We start from the raw sequence: 2,229 nt of genomic DNA on the forward strand, positions 1-2,229 counted from the left end.
GCGCCGACGTTCGGGCCACCGCCTGGAGCCTGCGCGCCGGAGCCTGCGCGCCGGGGAGCCCGACCGTGGTCGTCGGCGCAGCTGTCGCCGTCGTGGACGGCGCACTCAGGCACGGGTTGATGATCTCTGGCGGGATGGGCGCACCGGGTGGCAGCGACGCAATGAGGTTCAGGTAGATCTGATGATCGCGTGCCCGTACCGCTGCGCAGTCTTCTGCCGGTCCTGCGGAGGAGGTCGGGGCGAAGATCAGCAGCGCCAGCAGTGCGATCACCATTGCGGCGAGCACCACCACGGTGGAGATCACCGTGGTCGGTGAGGTGCGGTCGAACCGGCGCGCAGGCTTCACCGGCGATCACCCGTGTTCGACTTCTTCCGAAATTCGGCGATGAGTGTGTCTGCGCCCCACCAGAACACCCGTCCTGCGATCGACATCCACAGAAAGAATGCCAGATACACCAGAATCGTCCCGTAATCGGTGGCCCATCCACCGAGGCGTCCGATCACCGCAAAGGCCGCGATCAACAACGCGAGCCCGAAGACAGTCGCGATCACAGCCTTCGAGGTCTGACTCAGTTCACTGTCACGATCCCATTCCTGTTTCGAGGATTCGGTGCGAGAGCGGACGGGTTCGGTGGACGAATCCCGCCCCGATCCAGGCGGGATGTAGGGCAGCGCGTTCTCTGCCGTGATGTCGCGGCGGGTGGGTGAGGTCATCGGGGCGTTCGGTGAGGTGGTCATCGGAGGTGAATGCCTTTCCCCGCCAACTAAAAACGCGGGACTCGAGATACCCGACACCAGCCTAGGAACGGGCGGCCACCGGGAGGAGATGCAGCAGTGGACAGGAAGAGGGGCGCTCTACCAGGGGCAGTTGACGTACGAGGTAGCTCCGGCGAGCCACCCACCTGCCGGCGGGAGATAGAACTGGTACGAGGCGCACCCGTTCGGATACTGGGCAGCAATTGCCGTCCGGCGCGCCAGGACATCAGCCGACACGTCGATCACGGTCTCCCACCCGGGAACGGGGATCATGACGTTCGCGTTCGAGAGTGCCGTCACGATTCCACTGTCGCGGGCCGCCACGGTCAAGGCGTGGCCCAGGGGAACCTGCACCACCGGTGCACCGTACTGCGCCGGAACCGGCCCCTCGAACATCACGGGAGCAGCCATTGCGGCCGGGGCGGTAGCGAGCAGAATCCCGCCGACAGCGAGTGATGCAGCCGCGGTCGTGGCTGCGATTTTCTTCGTGCGAGTCAAAGACATGATGCTCCTTTGATGGATGGAAAAGTGGAAAGTGTTGGGTCACAGCGCCAACGGCGGACCAGCACGGCAACCGAGATAGGCGATTGCGGGCGCGGAATGCCGTTGACGACAGTCCTGGATCAGAGCCAGGTGGGATCGGAGTACACAAACACACTGTTGTCCGAGACGGCTGTCGACACCGCGAACTGCGCGTACGAACGGATCGTCACCGGGCCCATGCACGCATCGACCTTGACGTGCACGTTCTCCGCCATGATCGAGGCTTTCGCAGCCTCGAGGTCCTTCTTGCCGAGCGGGATCGTGGTGATCGAGCCCGGTGCGATGGTGGTCTGGATGCTCGGGTTCACCGAGGCGTTCACGCCGATGTTCGCCGACGGAACCCCCGAAATGCTGACCCCGACGGACGGGCCGAGGGAAAAACCAAGTCCCACGCCGAGGCCGGAGGACACATCGATTTGGCAACCGATCTGCAACCCCTGCTCGACATAGCCCGTCTTCACCGCAGAATCACCTGCTCCGGAGATGGTGCCGGTGACCTTCGCCGACACGAACCCCTCGCGAGTGAACGCTGTTGTCGCCAGGTTCGGGACCGGGTTCACCCAAAGTTTGGTAGCCGCCAGATCCAACGTCCAACCGTCGTCGGTGACCGTGCTAGCAAACTTGTCCGGCAGCGCCGTCGGGGTCGCCGACGCGCCGCCGGCGAACGCGAGAGAACCCGCCATCAGCACGGCCGACACCGCAGCACAAGCACCCACAGCCTTACCGATACGGCGCTTTCCTACTCGGGCCCGAGCGGTCTCGACGGTCGTGGTGGCCATGGTCGGTCTCCCTGGGGTGAGTCGAAATCCCCGCAACCAGAGCGATTGCGGAAACTTAACTGAACGTCTGACCGGGACGCTACAACACCGCCTGCATGCCCGACTAGCCTCCAATGCCCGAATCCATCCGCCGAAAGTCGTACTCGAAGTT

Annotated in this window: 3 protein-coding genes and 1 pseudogene; all 4 read right to left on the reverse strand. The window is 64.1% G+C overall.

Going from position 1 to position 2,229, the window contains the following annotated elements; translation table 11 throughout:
- A pseudogene (locus AC1DWA_RS32830) lies at positions 1 to 346 on the reverse strand (hypothetical protein); the annotation flags it as partial.
- Positions 343 to 738, reverse strand: coding sequence for a hypothetical protein (locus AC1DWA_RS32835; RefSeq protein ID WP_477848248.1), 396 nt, complete (start codon positions 736 to 738; stop codon positions 343 to 345). The gene AC1DWA_RS32835 and the pseudogene AC1DWA_RS32830, both read right to left, overlap by 4 nt.
- Positions 739 to 855: 117 nt before the next feature.
- A complete protein-coding gene (locus tag AC1DWA_RS32840; RefSeq protein ID WP_063315417.1) occupies positions 856 to 1,260 on the reverse strand; it encodes a hypothetical protein in 405 nt (134 codons plus the stop codon).
- A gap of 119 nt (positions 1,261 to 1,379) precedes the next feature.
- Positions 1,380 to 2,078: an MspA family porin gene (locus AC1DWA_RS32845; protein ID WP_477848250.1), complete on the reverse strand. Its 699-nt coding sequence runs from the start codon at positions 2,076 to 2,078 to the stop codon at positions 1,380 to 1,382.
- Positions 2,079 to 2,229: the final 151 nt, after the last annotated feature.

The sequence above is a fragment of the Rhodococcus sp. P4_F3_2 genome (assembly GCF_056401335.1).